11 protein-coding genes are annotated in these 15,658 nt (G+C 68.1%); 7 read left to right on the top strand and 4 right to left on the bottom strand.

Annotated elements, in window-relative coordinates; genetic code table 11:
* Positions 1 to 158: 158 nt before the first annotated feature.
* On the bottom strand, positions 159 to 1,145 hold the full coding sequence (locus tag M1D55_RS23925; RefSeq protein WP_064574951.1) for a tripartite tricarboxylate transporter substrate-binding protein: 987 nt from the start codon (positions 1,143 to 1,145) through the stop codon (positions 159 to 161).
* Between the two features lie 195 nt (positions 1,146 to 1,340).
* Positions 1,341 to 3,530 (bottom strand): glycogen debranching protein GlgX, encoded by a 2,190-nt coding sequence (gene glgX, locus M1D55_RS23930; protein WP_456281995.1) that lies wholly within the window; start codon positions 3,528 to 3,530, stop codon positions 1,341 to 1,343.
* Positions 3,531 to 3,727: 197 nt separating this feature from the next.
* Between glgX and M1D55_RS23935 the strand changes: the two genes are divergently transcribed.
* The 6 genes from M1D55_RS23935 (at position 3,728) to M1D55_RS23960 (ending at position 10,809) form a co-directional block, all read left to right on the top strand.
* Positions 3,728 to 4,285 carry a Fur family transcriptional regulator gene (locus tag M1D55_RS23935; protein ID WP_456281996.1) on the top strand — a complete coding sequence of 186 codons (558 nt, stop codon included), beginning with the start codon at positions 3,728 to 3,730 and terminating at the stop codon, positions 4,283 to 4,285.
* On the top strand, positions 4,273 to 5,358 hold the full coding sequence (locus M1D55_RS23940; RefSeq protein ID WP_456281997.1) for a CobW family GTP-binding protein: 1,086 nt from the start codon (positions 4,273 to 4,275) through the stop codon (positions 5,356 to 5,358). The genes M1D55_RS23935 and M1D55_RS23940 overlap by 13 nt, the downstream gene beginning before the upstream one ends.
* A gap of 409 nt (positions 5,359 to 5,767) precedes the next feature.
* Positions 5,768 to 6,454: an RNA polymerase-binding protein DksA gene (gene dksA, locus M1D55_RS23945; RefSeq protein ID WP_023264981.1), complete on the top strand. Its 687-nt coding sequence runs from the start codon at positions 5,768 to 5,770 to the stop codon at positions 6,452 to 6,454.
* Between the two features lie 212 nt (positions 6,455 to 6,666).
* The gene (gene zigA / locus M1D55_RS23950) at positions 6,667 to 7,992 is read left to right on the top strand and encodes a zinc metallochaperone GTPase ZigA (protein WP_456281998.1); all 1,326 of its coding nucleotides are present in this window, start codon (positions 6,667 to 6,669) and stop codon (positions 7,990 to 7,992) included.
* Positions 7,982 to 8,425: a hypothetical protein gene (locus M1D55_RS23955; protein WP_456281999.1), complete on the top strand. Its 444-nt coding sequence runs from the start codon at positions 7,982 to 7,984 to the stop codon at positions 8,423 to 8,425. Before zigA ends, M1D55_RS23955 begins: the two co-directional genes overlap by 11 nt.
* Before the next feature lie 197 nt (positions 8,426 to 8,622).
* The gene (locus M1D55_RS23960) at positions 8,623 to 10,809 is read left to right on the top strand and encodes a TonB-dependent receptor (RefSeq protein ID WP_456282000.1); all 2,187 of its coding nucleotides are present in this window, start codon (positions 8,623 to 8,625) and stop codon (positions 10,807 to 10,809) included.
* Between the two features lie 82 nt (positions 10,810 to 10,891).
* Here M1D55_RS23960 and M1D55_RS23965 read toward each other — a convergent pair whose 3' ends face one another.
* Positions 10,892 to 12,970 carry a hypothetical protein gene (locus M1D55_RS23965; protein WP_456282001.1) on the bottom strand — a complete coding sequence of 693 codons (2,079 nt, stop codon included), beginning with the start codon at positions 12,968 to 12,970 and terminating at the stop codon, positions 10,892 to 10,894.
* A 513-nt stretch (positions 12,971 to 13,483) separates the two neighbouring features.
* Between M1D55_RS23965 and M1D55_RS23970 the strand changes: the two genes are divergently transcribed.
* Entirely contained in the window at positions 13,484 to 15,064 is a 1,581-nt protein-coding gene (locus M1D55_RS23970; RefSeq protein WP_232206170.1) for an ABC transporter substrate-binding protein, read from the top strand.
* A gap of 4 nt (positions 15,065 to 15,068) precedes the next feature.
* On the opposite strand, the gene M1D55_RS23975 is transcribed toward M1D55_RS23970, so the two are convergent.
* Positions 15,069 to 15,653 carry a GNAT family N-acetyltransferase gene (locus M1D55_RS23975; protein ID WP_006577539.1) on the bottom strand — a complete coding sequence of 195 codons (585 nt, stop codon included), beginning with the start codon at positions 15,651 to 15,653 and terminating at the stop codon, positions 15,069 to 15,071.
* Positions 15,654 to 15,658: the final 5 nt, after the last annotated feature.

The following is a 15,658-nucleotide window of genomic DNA, read 5'->3' on the forward strand; positions in this document are numbered from 1 at the left end:
TCCAGTCATTGCGCCGCCGAAGTCCGCTTTCCACCATGCAAAGACAAAAAGGCCACGCGTCTACGCGTGGCCTCGGGTACCGCTCCGGTCCGCTGCGCCGCGCCGGAAGCAGCGGCGGCGAAGCGGCCAGTGGGTCAGTCGGTCAGTGTCGCATCGACTCAGTCGGCATAGACGCCGGCCTTGCGAATCACCGGGGTCCACTTGTTGATTTCGTTGCCGAGGAAGGTCTTCAGCGAATCCGGCGTGGCGCGCTGGGCCGGCACCGCTTCGGCGCCCAGCTCGGCCATCTTGGCGCGGAAGCCCGGGTCGGTCACCGACTTCTGCAGCGCCGCCGACAGCTTCTCGATCACCGGCTGCGGCGTGCCCTTCGGTGCGTACATCGCGTGCCAGATCTTGACCTCGATGTTCGACAGGCCCTGCTCGGCCGCGGTCGGGATGTCCTTGAACGCCTCGACGCGGCGCGGCTGCATCGCGGCATAGGGCTTGAGCGCATTGGCCTTCAGCTGGCCGGCGATATTGGTGGTCTGGTCGCACATCAGGTTGACCTGGCCGCCCAGGATATCGGTTAGCGCCGGCGCGGTGCCCTTGTACGGGACCGTGGTCAGCTCGGTCTGGATCGCGCTCTGGAACAGCAGGCCGCACAGGTGCGAGGCCGAGCCGATGCCGGCGTTGGCGAGCGACAGCTTGCTGGCGTTGGCCTTGATGTACGGCAGCAGGTCCTTCAGCGTGTTCGGCGGCAGGTTCTTGTTGCCGACCAGCACCATCGGCACGTCGGCGATTTCGCCGATGTACTCGAAATCCTTCAGCGGATCGAAGCCGAGGTTGCGGTACAGCGCCGGCGCGGTCGACATGCCGATATGGTGGATCAGCACGGTGTGGCCGTCGTTCTTCGACTGGGCCACCTTCTTCGCGCCGATCGTGCCGCCGGCGCCGCCGAGGTTCTCGATCACGATGGTCGCGCCCAGATGCTTGGACATGACCTGCGCCAGCTCGCGCGCCACCTTGTCGGTCGGACCGCCCGCGGCGAACGGCACCACGGCCGAGACCGGCCGGCTGCCCGGATAGTCCTGCGCCTGTACCACGCCAGGCAGAGCCAGTGCGGCGGCCGCAAGGGCGGCGGCCACGGTTTTTGCAACGTGTTTCATTATTTCTCCTGATTTCCCCGACTTCCCGTCGTGCAGACTGCCATGCCGCCCGGCCACCGTGGCGGCGTGGGCCGCCTCACCGGAGGTCGCGGCTTGGAGCCGCCATGCTATCAACGGCGACTTGCCTGAAATATCAGGAAATACCCGGGCAGAAGCGGGCCGCACGTCACTCGCCAATGCGGCCCCCGCTCGATGTCATTGGCGGTCGGGACCCGGTTCGGCCTCCTCCGTCAGCACGCCCTCCAGCCGTTCGAACACGCGCCGCGTCGAGCCGCGCGCCTCGAGCGCGAACAGCAGCACCGAGCGGCCGGTGACCTGGTAGACGTCGCCGGACGAGAACTCCGGCAGTTCCTCGCGCACCGGCATGTTGGTGTCGATCAGGCAGGTCCACTGGTCGCTGCCGGGAATCTGCGGCAACGTGAACTCGACCACGTCGTGATAGGCGTTGAACACCAGCAGCAGCGTCGCGTCCGAAGCCAGACGGCGGATGCCGGTGGCGCGCGCGCGGCCGTCGATGACCAGGCCGAAGCAGCGCATGGAGGCGTCGTCCCAGTGTTCCGGCGTCAGCTCGTCGCCGGCAGCGCTGATCCACTTGACGTCGGCCACGCCCAGTTCCTCGTCGACCTCGCCGGTCAGGAAACGCCCCCGCCGCAGCACCGGCAGCGCGCGCCGCAACGTCGTCAGCTTGCGCACGAAGTCGATCAACGCGCGGCCGCGCTCGTCGATCTCCCAGTCGACCCAGCTGATCTCGTTGTCCTGGCAGTAGGCGTTGTTGTTGCCCTGCTGGGTGCGGCCGAACTCGTCGCCGGCCACCATCATCGGCGTGCCCTGCGAGAACAGCAGCGTGGCAAGCAGATTGCGCTTCTGGCGCTCGCGCAGCTCGACGATGTCGGGGTCATCGGTCGGCCCTTCCGCGCCGCAGTTCCACGAGCGGTTGTCGCTGGTGCCGTCGTTGTTGTCCTCGCCGTTGGCATCGTTGTGCTTGTCGTTGTACGAGACCAGATCGTGCAGCGTGAAGCCATCGTGCGCGGTGATGAAGTTGACGCTGGCCCAAGGCCGGCGCCCGCTGTGGTTGAACTTGTCGCCGGAAGCGGTGACGCGCGCCGCCAGTTCCGGCGCGACGCCCTCCTCGCCGCGCCAGAAGTCGCGCACCGTGTCGCGGAACTTGTCGTTCCACTCGGCCCATCCGGCCGGGAAGCCGCCGACCTGATAGCCGCCCGGGCCGCAGTCCCACGGCTCGGCGATCAGCTTGACGCTGGACAGGATCGGATCCTGCCGGCAGGCCTTCAGGAAGCCGCTGCCATAGTCGAAGCCGCCGGGCTCGCGCCCGAGGATCGTGGCCAGGTCGAAACGGAAACCGTCGACCTGCATCTCGGTGACCCAGTAGCGCAGGCTGTCCATCACCATCTGCAGCACACGCGGATGCGACAGGTTCAGCGTGTTGCCGGTGCCGGTGTCGTTGATGTAATAGCGCTTCTCGTCCGGCATCAGCCGGTAGTAGGACAGGTTGTCGATGCCGCGGAACGACAGCGTCGCGCCCAGCTCGCTGCCCTCGGCGGTATGGTTGTAGACCACGTCGAGAATGATCTCGAGCCCGGCCTCGTGAAAGCGGTCGATCATCTGCTTCAGTTCCGCCACCGCGCCCGGCCCGCGCGCGAAGAAGCGGGGATCCGGCGCGAAGAAGCCGATCGTGTTGTAGCCCCAGTAGTTGGTCAGCCCCTTGTCCAGCAGATGGCTGTCGTTCAGGAAGACGTGGATCGGCAGCAGCTCGACCGAGGTCACGCCCAGCGCCTTGATATGGTCGATCACCGCGCGCTGGCCCAGCCCCTCGAAGGTGCCGCGCATTGCCTCCGGTACCGCCGGATGGCGTTTGGTATAGCCACGCACATGAGTCTCGTAGAAGATCGTCCGCTCCCACGGCACGCGCACGCTCAGCGGGTGCTCCCAGGTGAAGGCCTGGTCCACGACCTGGCATTTCGGCATGAACGGCGCGCTGTCGCTGTCGCTGAAGCTCAGGTCGTCCTCGCCCATCCGATAGCCGAACACCGCGGGGTCCCAGCGCAGTTCGCCGACATAGGCCTTGGCATAGGGGTCGAGCAGCAGCTTGTTGGGATTGAAGCGATGGCCGTTGGCAGGGTCATAGGGCCCGTGCACGCGGTAGCCATAGACGGCGCCCGGTGCCAGCCCCTGCACGCGGACGTGCCAGACCTCGTCGGTGTACTCGGGCAGCGCGATGCGCTCGACCTCTCGTTCGCCGTTCTGGTCGAACAGGCACAGCTCGACCTTGGTGGCATGGGCGCTGAACAGCGCGAAGTTGACGCCGTCGCCGTCCCAGGTGGCGCCCAGGGGAAACGGCAAGCCTTCGCTGACGGTGTAGTTGGACATGGCGCGCGGCACTCCCGTGTGGAAACGGATGGTGCGGAGCACGGCGCATGCCCGGGCGCCGGCCATGGCGCGCAGGCCGGCGCTTCCCATATTTGCCGCCGGATCTCCGGCAGCGTTGTCAAAACTACAGGGGCCGCCGATCACCCGTTCTCGCAACTGAATTGCATCTCCGGGGGCACTATGGTTAAATCGCCCCCATGTCTTCGCCCACTCCCAGCCTGCCGGCCGCCGTCGATGCGGCACAGGAGCGCCTCCGGGCGCTGGGTGCGCGCGTCACGCAACCGCGCGTCTGCATCCTGGCGTGCCTGATCGGCAGCGACATCCCGCTGACCCATCAGGCCGTGATCGACCGTCTTCCGGGCGGCGCCGAGGCGATCGACCGCGTCACCGTCTATCGGGTGCTCGACTGGCTGGTCGAGCAGGGGCTGGCGCAAAAGCGCGCCGGCAACGACCGCGTGTTCCGCTTCAGCCTGATCGAGCACGAGGCGGCGCGCGCGGAAGTCCATCGGCGGCACAGCCATTTCCATTGCAGCCGGTGCGACCGCACCTTCTGCCTCGAGGCCGACAGCGCGCCGCCGCGGCAGGCCGCGCCGCGTGTGCCGAGCGGCTTCGCGGTCGAACACGTCGAATTGACCGTCAACGGCATCTGCGCCGAATGTGGCGCGCGCACCGTGGCCGACGCGCCGGCCGCGGGTGCCACTGAAGGTGCCGTTGAGGCTTCCCCCAATCCCGGAGAACCAACATGTCCAAACTGATCCCGGTCACGATCCTGACGGGCTTTCTCGGCAGCGGCAAAACCACGCTGCTCAAGCGCATCCTCAACGAACAGCATGGCATGAAGATCGCCGTGATCGAAAACGAGTTCGGCGAGGAGAACATCGACAACGAGATCCTGGTGCAGGACGGCCGCGAACAGATCGTGCAGATGAGCAACGGCTGCATCTGCTGCACGATCCGCGGCGACCTGGTGCAGGCGCTGTCGGACCTGATCGGCCGCCGCGACGCCGGCGAGATCGATTTCGAACGGGTCGTCATCGAGACCACCGGCGTGGCCAACCCCGGCCCGGTGGCGCAGACCTTTTTCATGGACGACGAGATCGCCTCGCGCTATCTGCTCGACGCCGTGGTCACGCTGGTCGACGCCAAGCACGGCAACCAGCAGCTGGACAAGCAGGAGGAGGCGCAGCGCCAGGTCGGCTTCGCCGATGCGATCTTCATCACCAAGGCCGACCTGGTATCGGCCGACGAGCTGGCCGACCTGCGCCATCGCGTGCTGCAGATGAATCCGCGCGCGCCGATCGGCACCGCGCATTTCGGCGAGGCGCCGATCGACTCGATCTTCGACCTGCGCGGCTTCAACCTGAACGCCAAGCTGGAGATCGACCCCGACTTCCTGCGCGCCGAAGATCACGATCACGATCACGACCATGACCACGAGCATGGCGAGCACTGCGGCGCCGACTGCGGCCATGACCATGACCACGAACACCACCACGGTCACGGCCACAACCATCATCACCACCATCACCACACCGACCGCATCGGCTCGTTTGTCTTTCGCAGCGACAAGCCGTTCCACTACGGCAAGCTCGAGGAATTCCTGTCGGGGATCCTGACCGTCTACGGCGAGAAGCTGCTGCGCTACAAGGGCGTGCTCTATATGGAAGGCGTCGACCGCAAGGTGGTGTTCCAGGGCGTGCACCAGCTGATGGGCAGCGACATCGGCGGCAAATGGGAAGACGAAACCCCAGGCACCAAAATGGTGTTCATCGGCGTCGACCTGCCGAAGGACGCGATCCTCAAGGGCCTGGCCAACTGCCTCGCCTGATCGGCGGCCGCTCGCCGGGGCCACCGCGCCTCGGCCGCGCCAGCTTTGCCGCCCTGCTTGCCGCAACGCCGCACCCGTCCGGGTGAAACGCCGGCGCTGCGCACGGATATACGCGGCACGCGCCGCTCGGTGAAACACCGAATATCCGGTCCGGTTTTCCACCGTATCTCCTGGTAATTTGTTCAAGTACAATAAGCCGGATGTGATGCGGGCAGCGCGATGTCGCCGCCGCCCGCGTCGTATGCAGGGCGGCGGTTGTCGTCAGCATCAGACGGCCGTCCTGCGGTGCGGCCGCTGTGCTCGTGCGATGGCCGTCGAACGCGCGGGATCTCGGGCCGCAACGTTTCAGGGCGTTGCCGCTGGGGCAACGACGCCGACCGATGTCGACCGACGCCGAGAAAGGGATCCCATGGTAGCCGCAGCAAAAACCAAAGAAAGCCGCAGCAAGACCGCTGGTGCTGCGGCCGCTACGACAAAGGCGCAGGGACAGCAAGCTGCGCCTACCCCCCGGAACGGCTCGGCGCCGGCCGGTACCGGAGCGGCAAAGGGAGGCACGCGAAGCAGCAAGACTGCAGCCAGCCAGAGTGAAACGGTCGAACCGCGCAAGCGGACCGACACTGCATCCGCGCGGAACACGACGCCGCCGGTCGCATCAACAAGAGAATCAGCAGCAACCATGAGCAGCAATAAACTTCTGACTGAAGCTGAAATCCTGAAGATGGACGACAAGGACTACATGAACGAGGCCCAACTGGCCTTTTTCAAGAACCGCCTTGAACAGCTGCGCGACGAAATCCTGAAGAACGCCGACCAGACCACCGAGCATCTGCGCGAAACGGTCATCGTGCCGGATCCGGCGGACCGCGCCACGATCGAAGAAGAACATGCCCTGGAGCTGCGCACGCGCGACCGCGAGCGCAAGCTGCTGAAGAAGGTCGAACAGTCGCTGGCCCGCATCGAGTCCGGCGACTACGGCTGGTGCGAGGAAACCGGCGAGCCGATCGGCGTGCCGCGTCTGCTGGCCCGCCCGACCGCGACGCTGTCGCTGGAAGCCCAGCAACGCCGCGAACTGCGTCAGAAACTGTTCGGCGATTGAGGGCTGCGCGCCTTCATCCGCACTGCCAACGGCCCGGAACTCCGGGCCGTTTTGCTTTTTTATGCGGCGCACCACGACGGCGTCGCCGCGCGGCTACAGCAAGGGTGCCGCGACCGCGCATTTCTGCTACAGTCGCAACCTTGTTGCAATAAGCTGGGCATTTCGCGCTGCGCACCGCGGCGCGGCCCTCGCCCTCCATCCTCCAGATCGCCATGGCCGACCGTCTTCCCGTCACCGTATTGGCCGGCTTCCTCGGCGCCGGCAAGACCACGCTGCTGCAGCACGTGCTGGCCAACCGCGAAGGCAAGCGCGTGGCGGTCATCGTCAACGACCTGGCCGACGTCAACATCGATGCGCGCCTGGTCGGCGAAGGCGTGCTGGCGCAGGCCGGCGAGCGGCTGGTCGAGCTGTCCAACGGCTGCATCTGCTGCACGCTGCGCGAGGACCTGCTGGTCGAGATCGCCGCGCTGGCACGCGAGGGGCGCTTCGACTATCTGCTGGTCGAATCGACCGGCGTGGCAGAACCGCTGCCCATCGCCGAAACATTCACGTTCGAAGACGAACACGGCCGCGCGCTGGACAGCCTGGCCCGGCTCGACACCATCGTCACCGTGGTCGACGCCGCGCATTTCACGCAGGACTTCGACGAGGCCGACTATCTGCGCAACCGCGGCCAGGCGCGCGACGACGAGGACGACCGCACCGTGGTCGATCTGCTGATCGAACAGGTCGAGTTCTGCGACGTGATCGTGCTGAACAAGATCGATCTGGTCGACGACGCCGAACGCGAACGGCTGATGGCGCTGCTGCACGCGCTGAACCCGCGCGCCGAGATCGTGCCCGCGCGCTTCGGCCAGGTGCCGCTCGACAAGGTGCTCGACACCGGGCGCTTCGACTTCGAGGCGGCCGCGGCCGCGCCGGGCTGGCAGGCCGAGCTGCGCGGCGAGCATGTGCCGGAGAGCGACGCCTACGGCATCGGCAGCTTCGTTTACCGGCGTCGGCGCCCGTTCCATCCGCGCCGCTTCGCCGACCTGATCCACACCGAATGGCTGCGCGAGCACGGCAAGGTGCTGCGCTCCAAGGGCTTCTTCTGGCTGGCCAGCCGCATGGACGTGGCCGGCAGCTGGAGCCAGGCCGGCGGCGTGTGCCGCCACGGCGGTGCCGGTGCCTGGTGGGCGTCGATCGCCCCGGCCGACTGGCCGCAGGACGACGAGACGCTGGCCGCGATCCGCGCCGACTCGCAGGTCGACGGTGCGCCGGCGCCGTTCGGCGACCGGCGCCAGGAGCTGGTGCTGATCGGGCAGAACATGGACCGCGCCGCGCTGGAGGCGGCGCTCGACGCCTGCCTGCTGAGCGACGCCGAGATGGCCGCCGGTCCCGAGGCCTGGATTGCCTACGACGATCCATTCCCCAGTTGGGAAGACGCCTTCGACAACGAGGGCGACCACGACCATCGCGACCACGATCACGATCACGATCATCACGATCACGACGGGGCCCCGTGCGACTGCGGGCACCATGGCGGACATGCGCACTGAGCTGCTGCGCGCGCTGCGGCGCCGGGGCACGGATCGTCTGAGCGGCGCGCTGTGGGCAGCGTGGCTGGTGCTGTGCCTGCTGCTGGCGCAGCACGCCGGCCTGGTTCACCGCATCCAGCACGGCGGCTCGCCGGCCGTGCCAATGTCTGCCAATCCGGCTTCGCCGAACCTGGTCGGCACTTCGCTCGCCTCCGCCGGTAGCGATACCCGTATCGACAGCCATGCACCGGACAGCGCGCGCGCGCCGATCCATTCGTGCGTGCTGTTCGACGCCGCCACGCAGGCGCTCGGTGCCTGCGGTACGCCGCCGATACCGCTGCTGTCGCATGGCAAGCCGCTGGTGCCGCCCGGCATCACCTGGCGCTGGCCCCACCTGCCGCCGCAGCGCAGCTTCCTGACGCGCGCCCCACCTTCTTCGCTCGCCTTCGCCTGAGCGCGGCCGCTCTTGCGGCCGCTTGTTGACGACCCGGCGATCCCGACGTTCGACCACGCTGACCGGCATTCCCCCTGCGACGGCCCGGCACTGCCGCGCCATCGCCGCGGGCCTTGCCTTGCCGCGCCTTGCCGCACCAATCCGCAGCGAGTCACCGAGCGCGACCGATCGCCACGATGTTCTTCGCATCGCGAGCCATGAATCCGACCCTGCAACGCACCACCGCACGCCGCTCCGCCGACGCTTCGGCCAGCCCGGCACAACACCTGACACAACGATCGCCTCGGCCCGGCGCCCGCCTGACTCCGCTGGCCGCCGTCGCGCTGTGCCTCGCCGCGCCGGCCGCCTGGGGCCAGGCCACCGCGGTCGCCCCGGCCGCCGCCCCCACCCTCGGCGAAGTCGTTGTCACCGCCAATCCGCTCGGCAGCGACCTGAACTCGCTGGTGCCCGCCGTCTCCACGCTGCAGGGCGACAACCTGGCCGTGCGCCAGAACAGCACGCTCGGCGAAACGCTGAACAGCCTGCCCGGCGTGTCCTCGACCTACTTCGGGCCGAACTCGAGCCGGCCGGTGATTCGCGGGCTCGATGGCGACCGCATCAAGGTGCTGCAGAACGGCGGCAGCAGCATCGATGCCGCCACGCTGTCCTACGACCACGCGGTGCCGCTCGACCCGCTGGTGGCCGAGCGCATCGAGGTCGTGCGCGGCCCCGCGGCGCTGATGTATGGCGGCAACGCGATCGGCGGCGTGGTCAACGTGATCGACAACCGCATTCCCAAGGCGCCGATCGAAGGCGTGACCGGCGCCACCGACCTGAGCGCGACGATCGACGGCGACGCGGCCCGCAACGCCAGCGGCCTGATTGAGGCCGGCAACGGCAAGTTCGCCATCCATGCCGACGCATTCGCCCGCAAGACCAGCGACCTGCGCATCCCCGGCTACGCCCGCAGCGAGCGGTTGCGCAACAGCCAGCCGCTGGAGGAAGGCGAGAGCGAGGTCCGCAACCGCCTGCCCAACACGAACGCCGAGCAGCACGGCGGCGCGCTGGGCGGCTCCTACACCTGGGCCGACGGCTTCGTCGGCGCCAGCTACAGCGCCTATCGCAACGACTACGGCACGCCCGCCGAAGACGAGGTGCGGCTGAACATGAAGCAGGACCGCTTCGCGCTGGAAGGCGAAGCGCGCAACCTGTCGGGGACCACCGGCGGCTGGTTCGAATCGGTCAAGGGCAAGTTCGGCTATACCGACTACGAGCACAAGGAAATCGAAGGCGGCGAAACCGGCACGGTGTTCAAGAACAAGGGTTGGGACGCCCGCATCGAGGCGCAGCACGGCAATATCGGCCGCATGCGCGGCGTGATCGGCGCGCAGTTCGGCGCGACCCGCTTCTCCGCGCTGGGCGAGGAGGCCTTCGTGCCCAGCAGCGATACCGACAACGCCGCGCTGTTCGTGTTCGAGGAAATGCCGCTGGATTCGGCCGGCAACCTGAAGCTGAACCTAGGCGGGCGCATCGACCATACCAGCATCAAGGCCACCGCCGGCGGCAACGAACGCTTTGCCGACGCGAAACGCAGCTTCAACGCGGGCAGCGCCTCGGCCGGCCTGCTTTACAAGCTGGGTCCGGCCTGGTCGCTGACCTCCAACGTCGCCTACACCGAGCGCGCGCCGACGTTCTACGAGCTGTACGCCAACGGCCCGCACGTTGCCACCGGTGCCTGGGAGCAGGGCGACCCGAACGCCAACAAGGAACGCGCGACTTCGGTCGATCTCGGCCTGCGCTTCAAGCAGGGCGATCACAGCGCCGGCGTGTCCGGCTTCTACAGCCGCTTCTCGAACTATCTGGCGCTGTCCGCGACCGGCAACGCGCGCAACGAGGAAGGCGAGCTGGTGGCCCCCGGCAGCGCGGACGCCCTGCCCGAACTGCGCTATCTCGGCATTCCGGCGACGCTGTACGGCTTCGAGGCCGAGGGCAAGACCCGGCTGGCCCGCAAGCTGCTGACCGGCAGCGATACGCTGGACTTCGAGGCGCGGGCGGACTACGTGCGCGGCGAGAACCGCGAGACCGGCGAGCCGCTGCCGCGGCTGGCGCCGCTGCGTCTTGGCGGCGCGCTCGTCTACGGCGCCGGCCCCTTCGGCGCGCGCCTGGACCTGACCTGGGCCGCGAAGCAGACCCGCGTGCCCGTCAACGACACGCCGACCGACGCCTACACGATGCTGGGCGTCGCGCTGACCTACAAGATCAAGAGCGGGCGCACGCAAACCCTGCTTTACCTGCGCGGCGACAACCTGACCAACGAGGAGGCGCGCAATTCCACCTCGATCCTGCGCGACATCGCGCCGATGGCCGGCCGCAGCGTGCGCGTGGGCCTGCGCACGACGTTCTAGCGCAGCGCTGGCCAGCGGCGCGAAGGATGCGCCGCCGGCCGTCCCGGCTGCATGGCGTCGGCCCCTGTTCCGGCGCCGTGCTTCATGCGCGGTCGAACCTGCAGATCAGCCTCGCTACCGCATCCTCCATCATCACTGCCACCTGCGGCATCACGAGGGATTGCGGCTCGAGACGATCGTCGGGCGGCAAACGCTGCAGCGCTTCCAGCCATTGCGCGCCGGCTGCCACGAAATCGTCGTCCTTCCGTGACGCCGCGCTCGGCGTCGAAGAGACGACGCTGTGGAACCAGTCCGTGGTCGCGCACAGCAGCGACGCCTGATACTCGGGCGGGATCTGCATGATGGCGCGCCATACCGCGCGCCTGGGCGCCCAGCCATATTCGCCGCCGCTCGCTTGGTGCCACATCGTGGCCACAGCGTTGCGCCGCGTATCGGCCTCGGCCCACTGGCGCAGCACGTCGACGCGAAACGCCGGCGGCAAGGACGCCGCGACGGACAGGATCCAATCGGTACTCGCGTTGATACTGGACAGGCCCTCGTACTGCTCGGTCGGCCCTTGCCCGAGGTCGAGCAGCACCGTCTGCCGAACCTCGATCGGCAAACGCCTGACCGACCGGGTCAGGACATCGACGAAGTTGCGCAGAACCATCGCGTCGGCACTGTGGATGTGATCGCGGCCTTGTTCCGACTGCCACTGCACCACGATGGCAAGACGCGCAAACTCCAACGCCAGTGCCGGTTGCGCGGCCATTTCCATCTCGCCGCTCCAGGACGGCAAATCGGCGGCGAGCGCGACCATCTTCGCGGAAAACGGCTCGGACGTGTCGCATAGCCGCTGCATCGCCTGCGCGAGCACCGCGCGGCCATCGTCGGCCAATGGCATGGCCGCCATCAAGGCGTCCAGGAAGCTTTGCATCTCGGTGGGGGGCGGCTCGCCCGGAGCCGCCTCGAGCCGTTGTGCGAGCGATGCCGCACGCTCCAGCGGCGCCGCGGCATCCGATGTTTTCCGCTGCGTGTCCGTGAATGCCCGTTGCCGTGGCATCGAACGCGCGCCCGGCGGCGCGGTGTCGAACAATCGATTCAGCCAGTCACGTCGGGAACGCGTTGTGCCTTCGGTGGCGCACCGCTCCATCAGCTCGTCGCACAGTGCTTCCCACTGCTGCGCAGACAGCCAGCCGCCCCATCGCGCAAACAGCCTGGCGCGTTGATCGATATCGAAGCGCAGATCGACGCCGAGCTGCCACAGCGCGTCGATGCCCTGCCTGCGGAACGGGTCGGCAGCCCAGCCGGCGCGCAAGCATCGCATCAGACCGACCGCCAACTCCGCGGCAGCCTCCCCGGTGCAGCGTCCGGCCTGGGCGAATGCCTGCTGCCACGCCAGCTGGGGCGCTTCCAGCGCACTGAGCAGCGGCGGTCCTTCGACGGTCCTGGCTTCCAGCAGCGCCATTAGCGTCCATGCGGATATCGTCCGATGACCAGCCGCACAGGCGGCGCCAAAGCCGTCGCGCCAGAGTTCCGCTGGCGTGCCGGGGGAACGCAGGTGGTATTCGACAGCGAGCCGCGCGGCATCGCGGTGCCGGCCCACCGGCAACAGGGCCGCCAGCGCAAGATGGCCCGCCAGGTCGAATGGCAGCCGCGGGGGCGGCTTCAGGTACACCCCGCCGCCCCGCTGCGGTGCGCGTACTTCAAGCAAGGCAAAGGTCAACGCCGCCCGGCCGGGCCCGGGCAGGCCGTTCAGGCGCTGATCGAGCATCGCCAGGCAATCGGGAACATGGACTTCGCGCACGCTGTCATGCCGCAACGGCTCCGGCGTCCGCGCCACGCCTGGCACGGACGCCAGTTCAACGAGCACGGCGCCGCGTGCCGCCACAGGCAGCGCATCGCTCGCGCGCAGCACCAGCCGCCATGCGCGCACACGGTGGGCACGCGCCAGGCAGCTCGTGCGCCGCGCCAATGCCCGCAAGACCAACATGCGATCGCCCACGTCCGCGATCGCGTCGATGCGATCCAGCATGCCGGACAAGGCGGACAGGGTCGACACCTGGCGTGCGCGCTCCAGCGTCGTGGCAGCGAGCTGTCCCATCGCGTCGCGCACGGCATGGCTGGCGCGCGACAGCGCGATGCGGTCGCGCAACGACAGATAACCGGCGATGCGCTTCATCGGGTCCGCCAACAGCGACCAGCACGGGCCGGGCGCCGCGTCGGCAGCCGCGACGACCAGCGCAACGCTGGACGGCCGCGCCGGCGCCAGCAGATGCAGCGTGCCGGTTGGCGCGGGCGCTTCGCCGGTCAGGCGATTTGGCCGGGTCGGATTGGAACCGGTCGGATTGGAACCGGTCGGGTCCGAATCGGTCGGATCGGGCCCAATGGGCATGGCCGCGCTCGCGCGGCCGAGGTCGTGGATGGGCATCGGATTCCTCGAAGGGTCGGGTCAGGGCGCAGGGGGCCTTCGCGCCGGAGGGGCATTCTTGCGTGGGTCGATCGCCTCGGTCTGTCGACTACCGGCGCGACGTTTCATCGCGGTGCAGCAGGCACCCCTGCGGGGCGCCAGCGGGCTAACGGCGCCCCGGTCTGCCTGCCGCCGGTGCAATGCCGTGCCGCGGGTCTGTCCGTCTTGACACTGCAAGAGCGCGGTCCCGACAATGCGCCACACCACAACCGACGGGAGTGCCCGATGCCATTCGTTCGTCGTACCTTGCGCGCCGCGGTGCTGGCCACAAGCCTGGCCCTCGGCGCCGCCGCCCTGCCCGCACACGCGGCCGGCCTGACCATCGGCCTGTCCGGCGATATCACCTCGCTCGATCCGCACTATCACAACGTCACGCCCAACGCGAACGTCGCCGAGCACATGTTCGAAACGCTGATCGCCAAGGACGAGAAGATGCGCTTCAAGCCGGCGCTGGCGCAAAGCTGGCGCGCGGTCGACGAGACCACCTGGGAGGTCAAGCTGCGGCCGGGCGTCAAGTTCCACGACGGCAGCGAATTCACCGCGCAGGACGTCGTGTTCTCGCTGGCACGGCCGGCCAACGTCAAGAACAGCCCGTCGCCGTACACGATCTACACCAAGGGCTTCAAGGACGTGGTCGCGGTCGACAAGCTGACCGTGCGCATCACCACCAACGGTCCCTACCCGCTGGTGCCGAACGATCTGTCGACGATCTACATGGTGTCGAAGAAGGTCGCCGAAAATGCCTCGAGCGACGACTTCAACAGCGGCAAGGCGATGGTCGGCACCGGGCCGTACAAGTTCGTCAGCTTCCGCAAGGGCGACCGCGTCGAGCTGACCCGCAACGACGCCTATTGGGGCAACAAGCCGCAATGGGACACGGTGTCGCTGCGCATCCTGACCAACGATGCGCCGCGCGTGGCGGCGCTGCTGGCCGGCGACGTGCAGGTGATCGAGAACGTGCCGACCTCGGACATCCGCAAGCTGTCGTCCGATCCCGGCGTGTCGGTATTCAAGGTGCCGACCTTCCGCATGATGTACCTGCATATGGACAGCGACCGCGAGGTCTCGCCCTTCGTCGCCGACAAGGCAGGCAAGCCGCTGCCCCGCAATCCGCTGAAAGACGCGCGCGTGCGCCAGGCGATCTCGAAGGCGATCTCGCGCCAGGCGATCGTCGACCGCGTGATGGAAGGCGCGGCCGAGCCGACCGGCCAGCTGGTCAACAGCTCGCTGTTCGGCCACGTGCCGGGCCTGAAGCCCGATACGGCCGATGCGGCAGCGGCCAAACGCCTGCTCGCCGAGGCCGGCTATCCGGACGGCTTCCAGCTGACGCTGCATACGCCGAACAACCGCTATGTCAACGACGAACAGGTGGCGCAGGCGATCGCGTCGATGCTGACGCGCATCGGCATCCAGACGCGCGTCGAGGCGATGCCGTCGGCGAGCTTCTTCACGCGCGCCAACAAGCTCGACTTCTCGTTCATGCTGGCGGGCTGGGGCGCCGACACCGGCGAGGCAGGCTCGTCGCTGAAGTCGCTGCTGGCGACCTACGACCCCGGCAAGGGCTGGGGCGCCTCGAACCGCGGGCGCTACAGCAACCCGGCGCTGGACGCCAAGCTCAGCGCCGCGCTGACGACGATCGACGACCGCGCGCGCGAGAAGCTGCTGCAGGAGGCCACCGAGATCGGCATCAAGGACTACGGCGTGATCCCGCTGTACTACCAGATCAATGTGTGGGCGGCGAAGAAGGGCCTGACCGTGATTCCGCGCCAGGACGAACGCACCTACGCGTTCAGCATCACGCGCTGATCCCTCATTGCGGTGGGGCCGGAGGCGCAGGGACAGTCGGCATCACCGACTCCGGCACCAGCGAGTAGATCGCCGCGCGGCACGGCACGCCGTGCAGCACCAGCCGGTTGCGCGCGATGCATTCGAGCAGCGCGCCGGTCTTCTCGGCAACGCGGCGGCTCGCCAGATTCTGCTCGGCGGCGACGATCTCGATGCGGGTCAGATGCAGCCGGTGAAAGCCGAAGCAGGCCATCATCCAGGCGGCGCGGGTGGCAAGCCCCTCGCCCTGCCGGCTCTTGCGGATCCAGTAGCCCAGGTTGGCGATGCGGTTCTCGGTCGAGATCTGGTTCAGCGCGACGCCGCCGCACAGCACGCGGCCGTCCTGCGAGTAGACGCCGATGTCGTACGACAGTCCGGCCGCAAGATTCTCCGCGCAGGTATCGATCCACAGCTGCGCGTCGCGCACGCTGTAGCGCAGATGGGCCCATGGCATCCACGGCGCGAGGCTCGCCATCGACTCCTGCACCGCGGCGGCGAACTGCTCCGCGTCGGCCTGTCGAAACGGACGCAGCGAGAACCCGTCGCCCCGCAGGATCGGCACCGTGCTCATCGCGC

It is taken from the genome of Cupriavidus sp. JZ107 (assembly GCF_053903255.1).